We start from the raw sequence: 19,646 nt of genomic DNA, 5'->3' as shown, positions 1-19,646 counted from the left end.
GAGGAACCAATGAAGGAATTGCTGAGAATGGAGCAGATCACCAAGCAGTTTGGAAATGTATTTGCCAACCGCAATATCAATCTCTCTGTAAATGAGGGAGAAGTACATACTCTGCTGGGAGAAAACGGTGCCGGAAAGAGCACTCTGATGAATATTCTTATCGGCTTATACCAGCCCACCGGAGGTACCATATTTCTCCGTGGAGAAAAAGTGAAAATTGATTCTCCAAAAGCCGCAGTAAAAATGGGTATTGGCATGGTCCACCAGCATTTCATGCTTGTAGAAGCCATGACCGTATTAGAAAACATTATTCTCGGAAGCCGGAAGGATTCCTCAGTCTTTATAAAAAAGGACCAGGTAAGAAAAGAAATCCTGGAACTTTCAGAAAAATACGGTCTTGACGTGGAACTGGACAAGCAGATCACGGAAATCTCTGTAGGCGCCCAGCAGCGGGTTGAAATTTTAAAAGCTCTTTACAGGGGAGCGGAACTTCTTATTCTAGATGAACCGACGGCTGCACTTACCGACATCGAGGCAGAAGGACTTTTTGCCATTATCCGAAAACTGACCGGAGAACAAAAATCCGTGATCTTTATTTCTCACAAAATGAGGGAGGTTCTTTCAGTCAGTGACCGTATCACTATTTTGCGGGCCGGTGAGACCGTTACTACATTAAATAAAGAAGACACCGATGGCACCCAGCTTGCAAACTTAATGATTGGAAGGGAAATGGTGCCCAGTAATTATAAAAAAGTCACCTCTCCCGGAGATGAGGTCCTAAGCTTTCAAAATATCAGCTATCAAAAACAGCATAAGCACAGCGGACTAAATGATGTGAGCCTCACCGTACGGAAAGGAGAAATCCTGGGCATTGCAGGAGTGGACGGAAACGGGCAGTCACAGCTTGCACAGCTTGCTGCAGGGATTATCGCTCCTGAGGAGGGAAATGTTTTGTTAAAGGCCTCCCGTGTCTCCCGTTTTGCACCAAACGGTTTTATCCTCTCCCATGTTTCCCATGTCCCGGAGGACCGCAATAAAATGGGACTCATCGGCAATATGACAGTCAGGGAAAATCTGGTTTTAAAAGCTACGGAAGAAGCCCGTTTCTCCTATGGTCACGGAGCACTGTTAAAGAATAAGGCCATTACCAGATTTGCCCTTGAAATGCAGGAAAAAAATGATATCCGCTGCGCATCCATTGAGCAGGAGGTACGGAACTTATCAGGAGGCAACCAGCAGAAAATTATACTGGCAAGAGAAATGGAAAATGACCCGGAGCTTTTAATCGCGGTTCATCCCACCAGAGGCTTAGATATCGGAGCCGCCCGTTATGTCCATGATACCATGGCTGCTGCCAGGGATAAGGGCTGTGCGATTCTCTTAATCAGTGCGGACTTTGATGAAATACTCAATTTATCCGACCGGATTCTGGTCATGTTTGAGGGCCAGGTTATGGGAACCTATTCAGGAGCCAATCCGCCCATTGAACAAATTTCACTTGCAATGGCAGGAAAGGGGAATTAGAACATGAAGCAGAAAGAAAATTTAATGAAGGTCATTGTGCCCGTGTTATCCATTCTGGTAGCATTTATCATAGGAGGAATCATTATTATCTGCCTGGGCAAAAATCCCTTTCAGGCATATGGATTTCTGTTTTCCGGAGCATTTGGAAGCAGCAGAAAGATCGCTCAGACCCTCGTAATTGCCTGTCCTTTAATATTTACCGGACTGACTGCCGCTTTCTCTTATAAATGTGGTGTTTTCAATCTTGGCGGGGAAGGTCAGTTCGTAATGGGAGCTGTCGCCAGCATATTTTTTGTTACAAAGTCTGGAATAGAAGGATTTGCAGGAATACTGCTCAGTCTTCTGATCGGCGCAGCAGCGGGAGCAGTATGGGGCGCAATTCCCGGAATTTTAAAGATTACAAGAGGCTTAAATGAAATGATTGTCAGCATCATGCTGAATTATGTGGCAACTCTTTTTATGGGTTACGTTTATACAACCCTTCTGCGTGATGGAAGCGTACCCCAGACCTTTGCCATCCCGGACAGCACCAGACTGGCAGTCGTATCGAAAAGCTTTCCGGTTCACTGGGGTGTATGGATTGCATTATTTCTTGCATTTGCAGGATACTATTTTCTTTTCTATACCTCTAAGGGATTTAAGCTGAGGGCAGTGGGATTAAATTCTACTGCAGCATTTTTCAACGGTTTCCCCGTAAACCGGTATGTTCTCTTTTCCTTTATTGCCTCCGGAGCAGTGGCAGGACTTGGCGGAAGCGTGGAGCTTCACGGCAAGCAGCTGAGACTGATGGGCGGATTTGGGCAGGGATTCGGGTTTGACGGAGTGGCAATCGCACTGATCGCCCAGCTTAATCCCATCGGAACTGCTGCTGTGGCATTTATCTTTGCTGTGCTGAGAAAAGGAGCCAGTACTTTACAGACCGGGATGCAGATTCCCACCGCAGTGGTTGATATTATTCAGGCACTGGTAATCATATTTGCGGTGGCAGGTACTGCACTTTTAAAGCTCCCCGCAATCAGACAGTACATAAACAGCCATATGGGGAAAAAGGAGGTTACCAACTGATGGATGCATTTTTCAACATAAATTTTTTAACAGAGCTGCTGCTTTCCACCATTCGTATGGCTACTCCCATCCTGTTTGTTGCACTGGCTGAAACCTACTCGGAACGGGCTGGATTAGTCAATATCGGTCTTGACGGAATCATGTCCTTCGGCGCATTAATCGGGTTTTTAATCGGATATAAAACCGGAAGCCCCACAGCCGGTATCCTTGCAGGCGCCCTTTCAGGCATTGCCATTAATATGATTTATGCGTTCTGCACCATTCGCCTGTGCGCTCCGCAGATTGTTTACGGCATGGCAATTAATATTTTTGCACCGGCGCTGGCTTCCTTCATATACCGCCTTTCCTTTTCCGATACCTCAACACTTATCCAGGGGGTATCCATGAAGGCGCTTCCCATTCCGGTTCTTAGCAACATCCCGGTTCTTGGGCCTTTGTTCTTTCACCATATTCCTCTGGTATATGCTGCCTATCTCATGGTACCTGTTACTGCAGTTTTCTTGAACAGGACAAAAGCAGGGCTTAATTTTAAAGCCGTGGGCGAATTTCCCAAAGCGGCAGAAACACTGGGAATCAATGTAGTGCTGCAAAAATACATTGCCTGCGTTATCTGCGGCGCACTTGCAGGTATCGGCGGAGCGTATTTAACCATCTGCTACACCAGCACCTACTCCGAAGGAATCGTGGCAGGCCGCGGTTTTATCGCACTGTCAGCCGTTATATTCGGACGCTGGATGCCTTCCGGCGTATTGTTAGCCTGTCTGCTTTTTGGATTCTGCGATGCACTGCAGATCCGGCTACAGCTGTTAAGTCCGTCCACGCCCTACCAGCTTCTCCAGATGATCCCCTATCTTTGCACCCTGTTTGTTCTTGCATTTTTCGGAATCCGGAAAAGCGGTCCCAAGGCCAACGGACAGCCCTATTACAGGGAAGAACGCTGATGATAATTCCAGGACAGCCCTGCGATTATATATTTTTTCAAACATAAAAGGAGGATTTATTATGAAAAAGACTATGAAAACAGCTTCTCTCATCATGGCTGCAGTCCTTACTGCCATGAGCCTGGCTGCATGCGGCAGCCCGGCTGCACCAACAAAAACAGAAACCTCTGCAACAGAAACTTCCGGGTCTGAAACTGCAAAGACGGAAACCACAAAAGCCGGGGAAACGCAGGCTGCCGATACATCAAAAGCGTCAGGCTATAAGGTAGCCATGGTCCTTGACTCTTCTGTATCTGACGGAGGCTGGGGCGCAAGCTGCTATCAGGCTATGGTAAATGCAGCAAAGGACAGCGGCTGGGAAACTGTGTACACCGACAACGTAGCGACTGCTGATTTTGCCACCGTCATGACAGATTATGCAGAACTGGGGTATAACCTGATCTTCGCTCCCGGCAATCAGTATACCGATGCAGTTAAGCAGGTGGCAGAAGAATATCCGGAAATCAACTTTGCCCTGTTAAACGGAACCGTTGAGACAGAAAACATTACCTCCATTCTTCCCGATGCAAAGCAGATTGGTTACATGGCAGGTGCTCTTGCAGGTCTTATGAGTAAGACAAACAACATCGGATTTATCGGCGGTATGGAGTTAGATACCACAAAGGCAAAACTGGAATGTTATGAAAAAGCAGCAAAAAAGGTAAATCCTGATATTAAGGTTTCTTCTGCCTATGCAGGCTCTTTCAGCGATACTGCCAAAGGCAAGGAGATTGCTTCCTCCATGGTCTCCACCTATGACGTTGATGTAATGTTTGGTGATGCCTCCGCAGTTGATACCGGAGCACGGGAAGCTCTGGCCGGCTCAGAAGGCAGATACGATATCGGTCAGCCCGGAGATTTAGGTTCTGCTGACGACAAGATTATTATCTGCTCTGTGGTAACCGACAACGCAGCTCTGTTAAAGGCATGTATGAAGGATGTGGAAGCAGATAAGTTCGGCGGCCAGACCATTTACGGCGATTTAGGCAACGGCTGCTTAAGCATTGGAACATTCTCAAATGCAGTACCAGAGGATATTCAGACACAGTACAAAGAAATTGTTGGTCAGATTCAGGCAGGAACTTTTATTCAGTAATTAAAAAGCCCCGTGTAAGCGAGTATGAGTCATACTTGTTTCACGGGGCTTTTCCCTGTCTTTTTCGACCGGAATCTTTCTAACGATACATAAATAACAGAATTGGGGAATCCTGATTATAGGTTGTTTAATAGGAATCTTATTTTTTCAGTGCAAAGGAATTAAAGAATGTATCAATTTCCGGTGTTCTTTCTCCTGTTGCAGAAACTGCCTGGAGCTGGTAAATATAATCTCCTGCAATGTATACTCTGTGATAGAAGGTAATGTTATCAGATCCCAATGGAGCACTGTATTTTAATTCTTTTCCATTATATTCTCCAAGGGTAATATCACTGCTTTCTTCAATTGTATAGGGAATATTGGAAATGGCACCCTGCAGCATAGCTGCGGGATCTGCTGCACTGCCCTCTGGTATAGCACTGTACATCACGTTATAAAGGGCATCTTCCTGCTCAAGCATATAGGAATACATGTCAATTGTAGTATTTCCGGAAGGAACTGACTGCTTCATCTCTTTTGGTGTTCCCGGGTAGCTGGCTGTAAACACTCCGTTGGGATCTTCAAAAGTTGTGAATCCTTCTGCAGCGCCTGCTTCTGTACTCACCTCAGCTGCTTTGCTTTCTTCTGTTGCTGCCTTTGATTCTGCTGCCGTTGTGTCTTTTGCCTGTGATTCTGCCACAGTTGTATCTGTTGCCACGGTTTCTGCTTTTTTACTGCAGCCTGCAAGTGCTGCAATCAATAAACAGGCCAGTAAGATAGAATAAATTCTCTTCTTCATAATTTCTCCTCGTTAATTGGTATTGGCTATCCCCCTGCTTTTATATGTAAAATCGAAAGCAGTAAAATTATAGCATAAAACCCAAATGGTAACAACCTTTTATTTTTTTAATTATTAATTAATATTTTGTAACGTTTTTAGATCCCCTGCCAGTGTCCATGATTTTTTCATAAGGGTTTACCAAACAAAGAAATTCATGATATAATATAGGAAGAAATATGCCGTTTTCAGTGCGGCAGAACGGAGCTTTACATGTCACTCATACCGTTTCAGAAATTACCGCCCAGAAGGCACTCCGAAGATGCCAGGCAGTATGCATACCGGATCATACGGCATTTTATTTTAAACCTGCATCTTCCCCCGGGAAGAAAAATGAATGAGGTGGAGCTGGCTGATGCTCTGAACATCAGCCGGACTCCTGTCCATGATACTTTGTACAAGCTTTCCCGGAAAAATCTGATTGATATTATTCCCCAGAAAGGTGCGTTTGTTTCAAAGATAGATACCGGCCGGATCGAACAAACCTTATGGATTCATAAGCAGCTGGGAACATCCATGATACAGAATATCTTTATCCGAAATGTAAAGGGTGCTCAGTTTGATGTTCTCTATTACCATCTGCAGGAGCTTGAAGACTATTTATCCCAGGGAGATTTATCCCATTCCGTCCGGTTAATCACCGATTATTACCACCTTCTTTATGAACTGGGGGGGAAGATGAACCATATATGGGAAGCTGTCCAGAAAGCCGGAATGGATCTTCAGAGACTTTTATATCTGGCTGCTTCTGATTCTTCCGTTACAGAAGATTTTATAAAAGACCTTACGGCTCTCACCGACGCGCTGGCTGCCAGAAACACCGACCGCGCATGCACGGTTTACCGCCATCATCTATCGCGGATCCAGCTTCTGGTTCCGCCGTTACAGGAGTGTTATCCGGATTATTTTCTTGAAATCCAGTCAGAACGCCAAACTGCGGATTTCCATAATCAGAAAGGAATCAGCTATGATCAATGATGATATAAAATTATACCTGAATTTGAGAATAAACGGAGGAATGAATTATGATTTTTGGAAATATTTATAATCCCATGCTGAACGAGCAGCTTGCTGTTCTCCCCGCCCCTCTTGGCTGTGCAATCCGTTATTTAACCGAGCATGACATGGCAGCCCACGAACCGGGTGTATTTTCAATTGATCTTAATGGTATACCTGTAATTCTTCAGGTATTGGATTTAAAGACCGCAGACCGAAACGGACTGCGTCCTGAGATTCACAGAAAGAACATTGATGTGCAGTTTCTGGCCTGCGGCGGTCCGGAAGAAGCCGGCTTCTACACAGACGACGGAAACGGACAGGTTGAGGAAAATCTTCTGGATACTCCAAGAGACATCCTCTTTTATAAAAACGATCCTGCAGCGGCGGAAGGCCGGATTCATATGATTCCGGGAACCTTTGCTATCTATTTTCCATGGGATGTGCATATCCCTGCAATTAAAGCAGGCGATACAGAGGCTCCCATAAGAAAGATCGTAATAAAAGTACCGTTAGAAAGCTGCCTGCAGGACAGTACCCGTTAGGAGGGGCATCGAATATGGAGTTAAACCATTATCTGGCGGAGCTTTCCTTAAAAGATCCTGAACAGCGGCGTAATGCCGTGAGGGAGGTGCTTATAAAGGAGCATCTGGATTTTGATATTCAGGAAGATCCGCCTTCCCAAAAGGCCCCGAGAGGAATTTATAACTACCTTCTGACCCCATGGAACAATCAGCCTGGTCCGCTTTTCTGTGCCCATTATGATGCAGTACCTGGCAGCTTTGGAGCCAATGATAACGCCGCAGCCTTATGTATTCTTATATCACTTGCAGGAAAGCTGAAGGAAGAGCATTTTCCTGCACGCTTTGCTTTCTTTGACGGAGAGGAGACAGGCAATACCGGCAGCAGGCTCTACGCTGCTTCCATGAATCATCAGGAGATAACCGGAGTTATTAATCTGGATGTATGCGGATATGGTGATACCATTGCAGTTAACAGCCGGGGATATGAACGAAAACCCGGAGTAGAAACATTTTGCAGGAAAGAGGTTCTGGCGGCGCACAACGGAGTTCTTGTTAAATACCTTCCGGGAAGTGATGAAGCCTCATTTTCTGGCGGACGGACTCCCGCGATCAGTATTGCAAGCATTCCAAGATGGGATATCCAGTATCTGAACGCACTTTCTAAGATGGGCAGCGGTCTCTTAGGCAGGCCCCCGGAATTTCACATGATTCTGGATCAGATGGAGATATCCTCTACCATGCACGGCGGATACCGGGATACTCCGGAATGGGTTGATTTAACAGCCATGAACCGGATATACGATTATATAACTGACGCACTCCACCGGCCTTATGATAAAAAGAAGAGGTTCCTTCCGTTTTAATACACAGAAGGAACCTCTTCTTTTAGAGAGAGTGGGGTTTTAAAAATCAAATGTAAGAATAATCTTGCGGATAGACGGATCATGGCTATCCACAAAATCAAAGGCCTCCTGAGCCTTAGTCAGCGGGAATGTGTGGGAAACAGAACCGGTTAAATCCAGTTTTCCCTCATGAATCATATCAATAGCTTTTCCAAACATTTTATTCTGAAGTCTGGAGCCTCTAACATCAAGCTCCCTGGCTGTTATGGCAAACTGATTGATCTCTGTGGGCGCAGTTGAAAATCCCATGGTGATAACCTTTCCGGCATTTCCGGTAGCATTTAAAAGGCGGATCAGAGAATCTTTGTTGCAGACAGCATCTATGGATACAGTCGCTCCATGCATATGGGTATATTCTTTCACTTTTTCCACAAGATCTTCATTGAGAACGTTAATCGTATGCTTTGCACCATTGGCTTTCGCAATTTCAAGCTTGTCATCCTGAATATCAGCTACAATGATGTGGTCACAGATTTGTCTGGCAATTTTTAAAATGGAGCTTCCAAGAGCTCCGGAACCATAAATGAGAAGCATATCATCCTTTTCCAGTTCTGCTCTGGTGCAGGACTGGATGGCAATGGTGGTTGGTTCTATCATAACCGCATCCTGATCAGATATGGAATCAGGAAGATGATAGCAGTCCGTCTCCGGCACCGCGATATACTCCCGATAACCTCCGTCAATATGAACTCCCCTCACTTTTAAATGATCGCAGACATTGCCTCTTCCTTTCCGGCATGGATAACAGTGTCCGCAGCTGGTAACCTGGTTGACGATAACACGGTCACCCACTTTTAGTTTTTTTACAGAGGAGCCGGTTTCTGCCACTACACCTACCATCTCGTGCCCGATAATTCTGGGATAAGTTGCTGCTGCGTTAGTTCCGTGATAAATTCCCACATCTGAACCGCAGATACCTGCAGCCGTCATTTTCATAATCACATTGTTTTCTTCATCAAGACTGGGTTTTTCTATGTCAATTACCTTTAATTCTCCCGGCTTTACAATCTGTACCGCTTTCATATGATTTATCTCCTTTATGTCTTACCGTACCTCCAGATATTTGGTAAGAATCTCATCCATTTCTTCTTTCCGGCTTTCTGTTAAGGGCAGCATGGGCTTTCTTACTTCGCCGGCTGGAATTCCCTGACTGGAAACAATGTACTTTAAGTTTGCGCAGAGGCCGTTTTTCAAAAGCACATCCACAATGTTATTGGATTTTGTCTGCAGAGCTCTGGCTTCCTCCTCTTTTCCTTCCAGGTACAATTCCATGATCCGTTTAAACTGGGGCAGCATGAAATTAAAGCTGCTTCCAATAAAACCATCGCAGCCAAATGCAAGAAATGCTACCATGGAGCTTTCAAAGCCTCCGTAGCAGATGATTTCGGAATTTATATTTTTAATCCGCTCCATCTGCAGAAGGTTTAAATTGGTGTGTTTGATTGCTCCCACTGCTCCGGATTTAAATAAATCTCTGGTATCCGGATTATTTAGATCCAGCTCTCTGTGAGTACTGGATGGAATGTTATAGTAAAGGACCGGCTCCCCCACTGCCTGAGCAATATCATAATAGTATTCTGCGATTTCCTTCTCAGAAAATCCAAAATATAAAGGCGGTGTCGCTGCAATTCCCCGGATTCCCAGTTCCTTTGCTTTTTTTGCGTAAAAAATGGCTTCATCTGTGCTGATTGCACCCACATGTGCATATAGATCACAACGGTGATTCAACTCCGATGCCAGTTCGAATGAACGGATTCGTTCTTCTCTTGTAAGCAGAAAACACTCTCCGGAACTTCCTCCGATAAAGAATCCATCTGCTCCTTCAGAAAGATTTCTTTCCCATAGCTGTCTTGCTGAAGTTTCGTTGATTTTACCCTGTCTGTCAAATGGCGTTATTGAAGCAACAATTAATTTTTTCATGATAGTATGTCCCCCTGACATTTCATTGAACCCCATATTGTCCCGGCCTGCTGCCGGAATCACATAAAAACAGGTGTCCCCTCCCTTCCTTTGCAGTTTATTACCGTTCTTTCCCTTCCAAAGCATGTACCATTTCCACTACAAACTCATGGGTGGGAACGGGTATTTTGCATTTCTTAGCTGCTCTTACAACAGAACCGCTTATCATATCCACCTCTGTTTTCCGTCCATTCTGTATGTCTGCACGAATTGAGGTACAGCCGCCCGGTGACATCTCTGACGTCTTTTTTACTTTTTCCATAATTTCGTCTGCATCTGCTTCCAGTCCCAGACCACGAGCCACTGCCACCGCTTCACGGATCAGTCTGACTGTCATATTCCAGGCATGGTCATTGGCTGCAATGTATCCCATATCTACCTGCAGAATTCCGGTAACTGCACTTAGGGAAACATTGGTAAACAGCTTGTTCCAGATCAGCTGCTGAATATTGGAATGGATCTTCACGGAAAAGCCACAGCACTCAAATTCCTCCTTCAGTCTTGGGAGAAACTCATGACTATCCTCTGTGAGCATCCCCACATTGGTATTTCCTGTTCCGCCTCTCCTGATCACTCCGGGGCCCAAAACCGCTCCGTTGTCTTCTGTTGTTCCAATGATAATGTGATCCTCAGGAGCAAATTCTCCCAGAATATCTTCATGACCGGAACCGTTTTGCAAAGTCATTAAATAGGTGTCTTCTCCAATCAGGTTCCTGCCTGAGACAAGGGCAGCCCTGGAATACAGAGATTTCACAAAAAGAAGTACCAGATCCATGGCCGGAAGCCCTTCTGCAGATGTAACTGCATTGGGATAATATACGTTTTCTTCCCCATTCTCCTGAAGTCTGATGCCTTCCTTCCTGATATGTTCTACAATGGCGGGAGCAGTATCCACCAGATAAACTTCATGTTTTTGGGACAAATGACCGCCGTAGATGGATCCCATGGCTCCAGCCCCGATTACTGCAATTTTCATATCCATCCACCTTCCGTTATCTGGAAAACTCTGCGATTCCCTCAATGGCATAAGCACGGATCGGACAGGAATCAAGGCCTTTGATCGGAATTGGTGTATAGGACATGAAGAAGGTGTCAGTTGTCAGCTCCTCTAAATTCTTAAGCACTTCTAAGAACACCACATCAACCTCCATTAAAACATCATGGAATGCCGAGACATCGGTGTTGTTGCTTTCGATGGAAACCCCGTCTCCGAAGCCGACACATTTCACTTTCTTCTCTTTCAGCCATTCTGCAGTTTCACGGCAGATAAAAAGTCTCTTATCTTCCTCTGTGTTGGAGGCCGGAGTAAATGGTGGCAGTTTATACTGGGAATCCAGAATCACGATATCGCCTTCTTTAATCCGGTCGCCGCAGGCTTTCTCTAAATCTTCTGCCTTAATTTTTCCGTTGGGAGTCATATGGGTAATATTTACATAAATGGCACGTCCCATAAATGTACCGATTGGAAGTCCCTGAACATCAGTCCAGTTGTCATTGTGGTGATACGGACATTCTACATGGGTGCCTAAATGACTGGTTAAATCCATGATTGTATGGAAATCCGGGATTGGGCCGCCTGTGTTAAAACGGAATAAATGGCACCGTCTTGATTCAGTTGCCGGATCCAGCTGCTTTGTTAAATCGATAACTCTTAAACCATTGCCTAATTGTGATACGCTCATTTGTTTTTCCTCCTGCGAGATAAAATTATAATTTGTCTTACTGCTGTTATTATACCTGTATACCGGTATACCGGTCAATCATTTTCTGTTGACTTGTAAAATTTTCTGGGGTATGATAGGCTAAAACCCATGAAAGGAGTTTTTCATGAACGATAGCGGTTCCCTGCAGTCACAGGCTTATAATACCATCAAAGAACAGATTTTATCCAAATCACTGGACTCCGATCTTTTATATTCAGAGACCAGACTTGCAAAAGAACTTGGAATTTCACGGACTCCTCTGCGGGAAGCGCTCCAGTGTCTTTCCCAGGATGGCTACATCACCATTATACCAAGCCGGGGATTTAAGATTCGCCGTCTTGATAAGGATACCATGCGTGAATCCATTGAAGTCCGCTGTGCCATTGAAGGTTTCTGCGTTCATCTGGCTACTTCCTTAAGGGGAGACGAACGGTTTATAACACTTCTTAAGGATATGGAAGCATCCCTTGAGAGGCAGAAGGCCGCCCTGACATCCGGCAACTTTCCTGTCTCTTTTACGGAGGAGGACCATCAGTTTCATATGCTTCTGGTCCATTTCGCCAGAAACAGTGAATTTGACCACTTATTCCAGCGCCTCCTTTATATGATCCACCTGACGACTGCCAATGCCCTTACTGTTACAGGACGGATACAGGCTACGTTAGAGGAGCATGAGAATTTTTATAATCATTTAAAAAACGGAAATACGGATCAGGCTTATCAGGTTCTGATCGCTCATCTGATGATGCCTCTTGGCATGAATCTGATTTAACGAAAATCCACCTTAAACAGCCACCTTCACTACCACCTTCCTGACCTGGCAGGGAACTCCTGCCACGCAGCGGGGCTTATGGGCATCCTCAGGCGCCACGATAATCATGTCTCCCTCTTCCAGAAGTACACTGCCGCTAAGTCCCGGCTCTTCATAGAAGATCAGGTCGCTTTCCTCACGACGTTCTTTAACGGTAAGTCCATCCCGTTTGCAGATGCCAAACTGCTCCCTGCCGGAAACTACGTACTGAATATCGAAAAACTTCTCATGAGTTTCAAACAGAGCCTCATCAGGGGAGATTGTGGTGTACACCTGAACATTTGCCACAACCTGGTCACCTGCAATGGGATAACTCCCCGGCTGAAGCGATGTAATGTCAGTTGATTTCAGCCATTCATAGGCCTTTGTGAACTTTTCTTCCAGATAATTATATTTTTCTGCAATTGCAATATTAGAAAACAGCATAATCTTCTCCTCTTTCCTCTTAACAGAGCTGTGTTTTTATTTGCTTGCAATATCCTTTGTCTCTAAGTTTCCCTCAGCGATAGCAACGATCTGATCCCAGATCTGTTCATCAACACTCACTCCGCTTTCCATACTTTGCTTTCTTGTTTCTATGGTGCGCTCGCCGGGACAGGTAACTTTTCCGCCCTCTTTTTCCGGATGGCTGGCATCTGCAGCTGCAACTCTCTTGTTTAACATTTCCTGAATTTCTTCCCTGGTGCCAAAAAGGTATGGATCATAGGCAATGAATATCTGACAGCATCCGGTACAGCTTCCTCTTCCTTCCTCATCAAGATTCAGTCCGCTTTTTCCATTAGCCATAAGAGCAGCCGCCAGATCAAGAGCGATGGCCATGGAACTTCCCTTCCAGTATCCGGTAGGAAGAATTCGCCTGCTCTCCTCAATTGCTCCCGGATCATCCGTTAAATTACCTTCTTTATCAAAACCGCCGGGGAACGGAAGTTTTTTACCTGCCAGACGGTATACTCCAAGCTTTCCGTAGGCATACTGGCTCATAGCCATATCAAGCACGATGGGACCATCTTCTCTTGGTACAGCAATACAGAAAGGGTTGTTGCCTACGCCCGGTTCATCACTTCCCCAAAGCGGCATACAGCTTTCTGTGTTGATCCAGCTGATTCCCATAAATCCTGCTTCTGCCATTCTCCATGCATAAGTACCGCCACGCATCCAGTGAGTGGTATTTCTTAATGCAACGCAGCCGATTCCGTGCTCTTTGGCAAGTTCCATGGCGCGGTCTGCACAGAAGAGGGCGTTGGTGATTCCGATTCCCAGATGTCCGTCATAATTTTCAACCGCACCTTTGGCACCGACTAATTCCGGCTCTCCTTCCGGATCTACCAGACCATTTAATACATATTCCACAAAGCGGGGAACACGGTTTAATCCATGGCTTTCCACGCCGTCCGCACTGGACTGTGAATGGATTCTGGCACAGATCTCTGCCTTTTCTTTTGAAAGTCCTGCCTGCAGCAGTGCTTTCTCTACGGTTTCTCTCACTGTTTCAAAAGGTACTTTTATACTCATATCTTCTCCTTTTCTCCTGCCTTGTTTTATACAGTCATCTCTTCACTGGCTGACGGATCCTGTGGGGCCGGCCTGGGCTCTCTTTTCGCACACTGCATCATCTCTTCATACAGTCCGCTCGCCTCTTCCGGAGAATAACCGTAAACCAGAAATACATCCATCAGATACGGAGAATAACTGATCTTCATAATTTCCTGGGCAAAGCCCATTGCTGCAATTTCGCTGAAAGCAATCACATTGGAATCATTATGAAGAAATCCCAAAGACCAAAGTCTTATTTTCTCGGTCTTTGTAAAAATTTCATTCTTATACTGTTCTTCTACAAAATGAAAGAGTTCGTGGGCCAGTAAAAGTCTGCTTACATCCAGCCCTTCTGTCAGAATCCGGGTCACTTCCGGTTTCAAAAACAGTCTGGCCGCTTTGTTGACTGCATCCATATAAATACAGATCTTATCAGGCACCCGGAATTCTGCAAACAGCACCCGGTCTGTTTTTTCCGGAAATTCCGGATAGGAAACGTTCATTCCCATGGCTTTTGCCAGTTCTTTCGGATCCCGGGTTCCATATTCTCTGCATACGATTCCGGCATACTCTTTCCCGCATGCCAGGCTCTTCTCCATCCACTCTTTCCGTTTGTCATCATGAAATTTTCCGTTCAGGGGCTCTCTGGAAAATGCATAGCCGTACCATTCCCAGGGCTCAATTTCTGCCAGGTCTGAAAGCATATCTCCAATGGGCCGGACTGGGAAATGGGGGCGTTCATATCGTTGCTGGCTTTGTCTGCCTAAAAGCCCTGCCCCAACAGGTTTTAAGGCTTCCCGAATTTCTTCTTTTGTCATAATTTCTAACTTTCTCTTACGGATGCCACAATGAGAACTTCCTCTTCCGGCTCCCGATCACCCAGATCCAGACTCATTAACAGCATAACCTGTTCCAAATCCACCGCACTGTAATCGCTGACTCTTGGTCCCACGCATACATAAAAGTCCGGCCGCAGCACTGTATCTGTTTTAAATACTGCATTTTCATTCCAGATCTTTTCAACTGTTTCCTCATAATTCTTAATATGGCATTTTTCTACCACACCATCGGAACACTGTACTTTGATAAAACCTTTCTTATCCACGATTCTAAGGGGGGATTTTCCTTCTCTGCTGCCCTGATATACAAAGAATTTATCAGTTTTATCCGCCAGCCTGATGTCGGAGACTTTTAGTCCGAAATCTTCTTCTGCCAGCTTGCGTGCTTCTGATTCATCGCATTCTTTTAAGAGATCGGTTGTTTTTACCTCTGTGGAACCGGTAGCAATGGCGGTAACCTTACCAGTCTGATTGTCAATTTCGATGTGGATTTCCACCGTATCCGGAGAAGCACCGGAACTGACCGCAAGATCTGCTGCTTCTTTCTTCAGATCCCTGATATCTTCCTGGCTTGGATTGGGAATCACACGTTCCACAACATCACGGACCATGGACAAAGCTACTCCAATGGAAGAGATTACTTCCGCATTCTCCGGGATACTGTACTGGAGTCCCATTTTCCCTGCGCAGTAAGGCACTAAGGCAGCAGCTCCGCCTCCGCAGCCAACCAGTCTCATGCTGTCATGATCCAGCTTATATTTATCTGCCAGAGCGTTGATACATGCACTGACCTTTTCATAATCTTTGTCAAGTATCTGGGTTGCAAGTTCTTCCACGGTAATACCAAGCTTATCCGCCACCGGCTTCATCGCCTTACGGGCAGATACTGCATTGCCGTGTGCAAAGTACTTCTCATCAATCAGTCCCAGGACATTGGCTGCATCGGTGTTTGTAAAACAGATTTTCTTACCGTTCTTTAAACGCAGAGTTACATAATCAGCAGGATCTCCCGGTTTTGGACTTACCAGCTCGATCTGAGGATCCTCAATTTCCTCTTCCGGCAGGAAGCATGCATACTCGCAGCCTGCGATATGGGCAGAACGGGGACCTACGTCAACAACAGCCTTGTCACTGATACGAACCATGGATCCGCCTGCACAGCCTAAGATTCTTACGTCGAGGGAGTTAATGTACGTATCATGACCGCCAATTTTTGCATAATCCACGCCTGGACGGCCGTTTTTAATGACACCGATATTGGTAGTGGTTCCTCCTACCTCAAAATAGATGGCATTGGAAGCACGAAGATACATCAATGATCCCATAACCGAAGCAGCCGGGCCGGAAAGGGCAGTAAGTATGGGGCGCTTACGCATCTCATTAATCTCCATAACGCCTCCGTCCCCTCTCATGATCATTAACGGGACCTTAACCCCAGCTGCATTAACGGAACTTTCTGTGGCATTTGCGGTAGACATCATCTTTGGAAGTATGGATGCATTAATTGCAGCCGTACGGGTACGGCGGGTCAGACCGTACAGTTTTGTAATATCGGAAGCCATTGTTACCGGCACATTTTTCTTCTTTGCACAGTCGTGGATTAAAAGCTCCTCATCCATACTGTCTACACCGAATGCCATGGAAGCCACAATTACCTTTGCCCCCTGGTCCAGGAGCTGGCTGATATTCTGATTAATGATATCCTCGGTCAGCATTTTTTTCTTAATAAACGTATTGTAAACCTTGATCATACGTCCTACTTTTTCATCCAGCACAATATCCTTCAGTGCCAGCTGACGTTTTGCAAGCAGTCCTTCCAGACCGCCTCCGGCAACCCCTACCACACCGACTGAAGCAACGTCACCCTCGATAAAAGCGTTGGTCGCCTGAGTGGTTGAATGGGCTACGAATACCACATCCTCGGGTGAAATGTCATTTTCCTGCATACAGTTGCGAAAGCTCTGTACAACACCGGCAGCAACGCCATCTTTATCATCATGTGTGGTCTTCACTTCATTTTTCCCAATTATTTCGTGGGTATCATTGTCCATGGCTACGCATTTGGTATAAGTTCCGCCTACGTCAATGCCCATTCGGACTGCTTTGTGTTTACGCTCTGCCATTGTATTTCATTCCTTTCCAGATAAATAAGTCAAATTTTCTAACTTGAAATCCATGTAACTGCTCCTGAATTACAGATTGTTGAAAAGCGTCCGGGTGCGCAGGAAGCGCGCCCGGACAGGGGTTATCTTTTTGGATTTTGAGATTTCGTCTCCTTGTCCGAGACTGATATTAAGACAGGAACCAGGCAGCACCCAGTCCGCCTAACATGATAAATGTTGCCACATACTGCAGCGCTCCGGCAAAATATGCATTGGGAATGGAAAGCTTTAAGAATTCCCGTGATTCAACCTTCGAATAAGCAAGTCCCCATGCAACCCATGACTGAGTGATACAACTTCCGATATTTACGGTAATGGTCGGAATCGCAAATACCGCATAGAGAAACGGAACAGAGAAAGATGCAACGTTTTGGAGTACGCCAAGAGTTGCTGCACCACAGCCTACCAGTGTCATCGGTCCACGGAACAGACCCATGAAAAGAAGTACTGCAAATACGATACAAACAACAATCTCGCTTCTGGGCATTACATTTCCAATAATCACCTTAAAATAAGGTGATGCAAAAGCTGCAACTGCGTTAAACATAGGAAGCGTAAGAAGAAATCCTACCAGCGGAGCGGTATCAACCACACCATCATAATACAGCTTATTAACCAGCTGACAGTTCTCTTTGAAACTTCCTTTCATTCTTCCGCAAAGGAATAGTGCCAGGAATCCTGCAATTACAAAGCCGCCGATTACAGAGAAGTCCAGCCAGATCTTTAAAATAACCGGAACTACAGGAAGGATTAAAGTATAGAACGGAGCATTCTTCTGCTCGGAAGCAGCTCCTCTGGTCTGTGCCGCCCATGCATGAACTGTCTTGGCACGTTTTAAATAGAAAGCCGCCAGAAGAGTAGTAATAACCAGCATGATAATAAGAGCAGCATAGCCCCAGTGAGTAGCGTACCAGCCAAGAGTAAACTCAGGCATTTCATCCGGTTTTAAGAAAAATGCACGATACTGTGTAAAGTTAACCGGGTTGATATAAATACCCGCTGCTACTGATCCCATAAATGTAAACAGAGCTACTGATTTGGGAATACCCAGAGACATAAGAATCGGAAGTACGATAACACCAATTGCAATAACCGGGCCTGCACCTGTCATGGCAGTAAAAATCAGGGCAGTTACCACATTTAAAAGCGCTACTGTTACAAATGGCTTGTCTCCGCCCAACTCAACAGTCTTGCGGATCAGTGTGGAGGCAATTCCGGTATCCATAAGTACACGGCCAAACCATGCACCCCAGCATACATTAACCAGAGTTGTTCCCCAGCCTTCTGGTGCTGACTGATAAATTTTATTCAGGGCAGCAATCAGAGTATTGTCTTTTCCAAACTGCAGAATCGGATTGGAAGCAAGAAATGACTCGCTTACAAACAGTGTTCCTCCAAGCGGAAGAATCGTCCAAAGAAGAGTAATCAGCAAGAAGCCGATCATCAGGTTATGACCTTTGATACAGTAATAAGCCAGACCAAAGAATGAAATTAATAAAATGATACCAATAATGTACTCCACAATAATACCTCCTATAACTTTTTATTCCCCATACTGCTGATAATAGTTAACCGGTCTGCCAATTAGCAGCCTTTTCTCAAAACCTGTATTCCCCGTTCCTTTCCTCTTTTATGGTATTTCTATTTCTAACCGGGCCGGCTTCCTATGCCTGTCCGGAAAAGAACTGTGGATAAATATCCCGAAGTGTACCTGCATTCCATAAAATTGTATTAAAATGATTGGCACAGATCAGGCCGGCTGCTTCTGCATCCTTTCTCCTTAAATTATCGAGGAGAAGACGTCCTTCTACTAAAACATGTTCCCAGCTGGTAAGGGAAGACATATCAATCCGATAGTTAAACGTGGTAAATTGAAGATAGTTTAAGCGCAGCAGATCTGAGTCTATGGTTCTGAATACCTCCCAGGTATACTCCCTCCCGCAGAATGCGGAAAGAAGATAATGTACCTGCTGCTCTATCACCAGAAATTCCAGGGGATTTTCTTTATTTATCTCCAATTTTTGTCGATTTAAAACCTCTTCCAGCTGTCCAAATTGATTCTCAGTCAATCCCTTACGGCAGATCTCCTCTATCATGGCCTGTTCCAATACAGTATGTGAAAAAACAACCTGTCTGATCCGCTCTAAATCAAGCAAGGTCACCTCTGTACCACGCTGGGGATAGACTACAATGTATCCCTCTTCAACCAGGCGGGAGAGTGCATCTCTTACCATGGTCCGGCTGGCATTCATCTGACTGGATAATAAGTTCTCACTCAGCCGTTCTCCCGGTTTAATGGTCAGATCTAATATCTGCATCCGCAGCTGATTATATATGTCATTTCTCTGATTTCCTCTTTCTTCTTCCACTTCTGCCATTTTTATAATCTCCTTTGTATCAATGGATGTGAAATGCATACAAGTATCTCATTTTGATAAGATTGCATATCAGTATCCCGGCAAATGCATATCAGTTAGTACTTTATCTCTTTGCAGTGATCATCCTTTTTGTAAAATATAACACATTGAACTTTGAAAATCAACTATATTTTTCATATTTCACACATACAATAATAGTTATTCTCCGATATTGATGTGTTTTTGCACAAGTCACTTTCCCTTATTTTCTATATTTGCCCCTTTCAAGATTGCATACAAGTTGTTTTTCAATTTAGTGCTGATCGGAAAATCCCCAGGCTATTGGCAATATCAGTTTTTGATTGAGATTGTAAAAAA

General features: G+C 45.1%; 19 protein-coding genes. 8 read left to right on the top strand and 11 right to left on the bottom strand.

Going from position 1 to position 19,646, the window contains the following annotated elements; translation table 11 throughout:
* Positions 1-9: 9 nt before the first annotated feature.
* The 4 genes from V7D18_RS01750 (at position 10) to V7D18_RS01735 (ending at position 4,665) form a co-directional block, all read left to right on the top strand.
* Positions 10-1,524 (top strand): ABC transporter ATP-binding protein, encoded by a 1,515-nt coding sequence (locus tag V7D18_RS01750; protein ID WP_426150869.1) that lies wholly within the window; start codon positions 10-12, stop codon positions 1,522-1,524.
* Between the two features lie 3 nt (positions 1,525-1,527).
* Positions 1,528-2,589: an ABC transporter permease gene (locus V7D18_RS01745; RefSeq protein WP_426150867.1), complete on the top strand. Its 1,062-nt coding sequence runs from the start codon at positions 1,528-1,530 to the stop codon at positions 2,587-2,589.
* Positions 2,589-3,530: an ABC transporter permease gene (locus V7D18_RS01740; RefSeq protein ID WP_426150865.1), complete on the top strand. Its 942-nt coding sequence runs from the start codon at positions 2,589-2,591 to the stop codon at positions 3,528-3,530. Before V7D18_RS01745 ends, V7D18_RS01740 begins: the two co-directional genes overlap by 1 nt.
* 61 nt (positions 3,531-3,591) lie before the next feature.
* Entirely contained in the window at positions 3,592-4,665 is a 1,074-nt protein-coding gene (locus V7D18_RS01735) for a BMP family protein (RefSeq protein ID WP_426150863.1), read from the top strand.
* A 139-nt stretch (positions 4,666-4,804) separates the two neighbouring features.
* Here the strand turns inward: V7D18_RS01735 and V7D18_RS01730 are convergent, their stop codons facing one another.
* Positions 4,805-5,443, bottom strand: coding sequence for a hypothetical protein (locus V7D18_RS01730; RefSeq protein ID WP_426150861.1), 639 nt, complete (start codon positions 5,441-5,443; stop codon positions 4,805-4,807).
* 252 nt (positions 5,444-5,695) lie between these two features.
* Between V7D18_RS01730 and V7D18_RS01725 the strand changes: the two genes are divergently transcribed.
* Genes V7D18_RS01725 through V7D18_RS01715 form a run of 3 tightly spaced genes read left to right on the top strand, consistent with a single transcriptional unit; the run spans position 5,696 to position 7,865 of the window.
* Positions 5,696-6,460, top strand: a complete 765-nt coding sequence (locus V7D18_RS01725) for a GntR family transcriptional regulator (protein WP_426150859.1) — start codon at positions 5,696-5,698, stop codon at positions 6,458-6,460.
* A gap of 47 nt (positions 6,461-6,507) precedes the next feature.
* Positions 6,508-7,023 (top strand): YhcH/YjgK/YiaL family protein, encoded by a 516-nt coding sequence (locus V7D18_RS01720; RefSeq protein ID WP_426150857.1) that lies wholly within the window; start codon positions 6,508-6,510, stop codon positions 7,021-7,023.
* Between the two features lie 14 nt (positions 7,024-7,037).
* A complete protein-coding gene (locus V7D18_RS01715) occupies positions 7,038-7,865 on the top strand; it encodes a M28 family peptidase (RefSeq protein ID WP_426150855.1) in 828 nt (275 codons plus the stop codon).
* A 39-nt stretch (positions 7,866-7,904) separates the two neighbouring features.
* On the opposite strand, the gene V7D18_RS01710 is transcribed toward V7D18_RS01715, so the two are convergent.
* From V7D18_RS01710 to V7D18_RS01695, 4 genes are all read right to left on the bottom strand, one after another.
* Positions 7,905-8,927, bottom strand: coding sequence for a zinc-binding alcohol dehydrogenase family protein (locus V7D18_RS01710; RefSeq protein WP_426150853.1), 1,023 nt, complete (start codon positions 8,925-8,927; stop codon positions 7,905-7,907).
* Between the two features lie 21 nt (positions 8,928-8,948).
* On the bottom strand, positions 8,949-9,824 hold the full coding sequence (locus V7D18_RS01705) for a dihydrodipicolinate synthase family protein (RefSeq protein ID WP_426150851.1): 876 nt from the start codon (positions 9,822-9,824) through the stop codon (positions 8,949-8,951).
* Positions 9,825-9,924: 100 nt separating this feature from the next.
* Positions 9,925-10,839 carry a ketopantoate reductase family protein gene (locus V7D18_RS01700; protein WP_426150849.1) on the bottom strand — a complete coding sequence of 305 codons (915 nt, stop codon included), beginning with the start codon at positions 10,837-10,839 and terminating at the stop codon, positions 9,925-9,927.
* 16 nt (positions 10,840-10,855) lie between these two features.
* Positions 10,856-11,545 (bottom strand): cyclase family protein, encoded by a 690-nt coding sequence (locus V7D18_RS01695; protein WP_426150847.1) that lies wholly within the window; start codon positions 11,543-11,545, stop codon positions 10,856-10,858.
* A gap of 145 nt (positions 11,546-11,690) precedes the next feature.
* On the opposite strand from V7D18_RS01695, the gene V7D18_RS01690 reads away from it, so the two are divergent.
* Positions 11,691-12,338, top strand: coding sequence for a GntR family transcriptional regulator (locus V7D18_RS01690; RefSeq protein ID WP_426150845.1), 648 nt, complete (start codon positions 11,691-11,693; stop codon positions 12,336-12,338).
* Between the two features lie 12 nt (positions 12,339-12,350).
* Here the strand turns inward: V7D18_RS01690 and V7D18_RS01685 are convergent, their stop codons facing one another.
* The 6 genes from V7D18_RS01685 to V7D18_RS01660 form a co-directional block, all read right to left on the bottom strand.
* A complete protein-coding gene (locus tag V7D18_RS01685) occupies positions 12,351-12,803 on the bottom strand; it encodes a YhcH/YjgK/YiaL family protein (RefSeq protein ID WP_426150843.1) in 453 nt (150 codons plus the stop codon).
* Between the two features lie 36 nt (positions 12,804-12,839).
* Complete coding sequence (yiaK, locus tag V7D18_RS01680) at positions 12,840-13,889, bottom strand: 3-dehydro-L-gulonate 2-dehydrogenase (protein WP_426150841.1); 1,050 nt, start codon at positions 13,887-13,889, stop codon at positions 12,840-12,842.
* 26 nt (positions 13,890-13,915) lie between these two features.
* On the bottom strand, positions 13,916-14,728 hold the full coding sequence (locus V7D18_RS01675) for a hypothetical protein (protein ID WP_426150839.1): 813 nt from the start codon (positions 14,726-14,728) through the stop codon (positions 13,916-13,918).
* A gap of 5 nt (positions 14,729-14,733) precedes the next feature.
* Positions 14,734-16,872: a hydantoinase/oxoprolinase family protein gene (locus V7D18_RS01670; RefSeq protein ID WP_426150837.1), complete on the bottom strand. Its 2,139-nt coding sequence runs from the start codon at positions 16,870-16,872 to the stop codon at positions 14,734-14,736.
* A gap of 169 nt (positions 16,873-17,041) precedes the next feature.
* The gene (locus tag V7D18_RS01665; RefSeq protein ID WP_426150835.1) at positions 17,042-18,433 is read right to left on the bottom strand and encodes a citrate transporter; all 1,392 of its coding nucleotides are present in this window, start codon (positions 18,431-18,433) and stop codon (positions 17,042-17,044) included.
* Positions 18,434-18,575: 142 nt separating this feature from the next.
* Positions 18,576-19,289: a GntR family transcriptional regulator gene (locus V7D18_RS01660; RefSeq protein ID WP_426150833.1), complete on the bottom strand. Its 714-nt coding sequence runs from the start codon at positions 19,287-19,289 to the stop codon at positions 18,576-18,578.
* Positions 19,290-19,646 lie beyond the last annotated feature (357 nt).

Origin of the sequence: Lacrimispora sp. 38-1, assembly GCF_049890855.1 — a bacterium.
GTDB lineage: Bacteria > Bacillota > Clostridia > Lachnospirales > Lachnospiraceae > Lacrimispora.
Note: the sequence above shows the minus strand (reverse complement) of the source record. Positions and strands in the feature narration are given on the sequence as shown.

Bases quoted from the DNA above. Each gene is read 5' to 3' on its own strand.
- V7D18_RS01720 (WP_426150857.1), top strand. From the start codon at position 6,508: ATGATTTTTGGAAATATTTATAATCCCATGCTGAACGAGCAGCTTGCT.
- V7D18_RS01740 (WP_426150865.1), top strand. From the start codon at position 2,589: ATGGATGCATTTTTCAACATAAATTTTTTAACAGAGCTGCTGCTTTCC.
- V7D18_RS01670 (WP_426150837.1), bottom strand. From the start codon at position 16,872: ATGGCAGAGCGTAAACACAAAGCAGTCCGAATGGGCATTGACGTAGGC.
- V7D18_RS01685 (WP_426150843.1), bottom strand. From the start codon at position 12,803: ATGCTGTTTTCTAATATTGCAATTGCAGAAAAATATAATTATCTGGAA.
- V7D18_RS01700 (WP_426150849.1), bottom strand. From the start codon at position 10,839: ATGAAAATTGCAGTAATCGGGGCTGGAGCCATGGGATCCATCTACGGC.
- V7D18_RS01660 (WP_426150833.1), bottom strand. From the start codon at position 19,289: ATGGCAGAAGTGGAAGAAGAAAGAGGAAATCAGAGAAATGACATATAT.
- V7D18_RS01695 (WP_426150847.1), bottom strand. From the start codon at position 11,545: ATGAGCGTATCACAATTAGGCAATGGTTTAAGAGTTATCGATTTAACA.
- V7D18_RS01750 (WP_426150869.1), top strand. From the start codon at position 10: ATGAAGGAATTGCTGAGAATGGAGCAGATCACCAAGCAGTTTGGAAAT.
- V7D18_RS01675 (WP_426150839.1), bottom strand. From the start codon at position 14,728: ATGACAAAAGAAGAAATTCGGGAAGCCTTAAAACCTGTTGGGGCAGGG.
- V7D18_RS01705 (WP_426150851.1), bottom strand. From the start codon at position 9,824: ATGAAAAAATTAATTGTTGCTTCAATAACGCCATTTGACAGACAGGGT.
- V7D18_RS01715 (WP_426150855.1), top strand. From the start codon at position 7,038: ATGGAGTTAAACCATTATCTGGCGGAGCTTTCCTTAAAAGATCCTGAA.
- V7D18_RS01725 (WP_426150859.1), top strand. From the start codon at position 5,696: ATGTCACTCATACCGTTTCAGAAATTACCGCCCAGAAGGCACTCCGAA.
- V7D18_RS01730 (WP_426150861.1), bottom strand. From the start codon at position 5,443: ATGAAGAAGAGAATTTATTCTATCTTACTGGCCTGTTTATTGATTGCA.
- V7D18_RS01745 (WP_426150867.1), top strand. From the start codon at position 1,528: ATGAAGCAGAAAGAAAATTTAATGAAGGTCATTGTGCCCGTGTTATCC.
- V7D18_RS01690 (WP_426150845.1), top strand. From the start codon at position 11,691: ATGAACGATAGCGGTTCCCTGCAGTCACAGGCTTATAATACCATCAAA.
- V7D18_RS01710 (WP_426150853.1), bottom strand. From the start codon at position 8,927: ATGAAAGCGGTACAGATTGTAAAGCCGGGAGAATTAAAGGTAATTGAC.
- yiaK (WP_426150841.1), bottom strand. From the start codon at position 13,889: ATGAGTATAAAAGTACCTTTTGAAACAGTGAGAGAAACCGTAGAGAAA.
- V7D18_RS01735 (WP_426150863.1), top strand. From the start codon at position 3,592: ATGAAAAAGACTATGAAAACAGCTTCTCTCATCATGGCTGCAGTCCTT.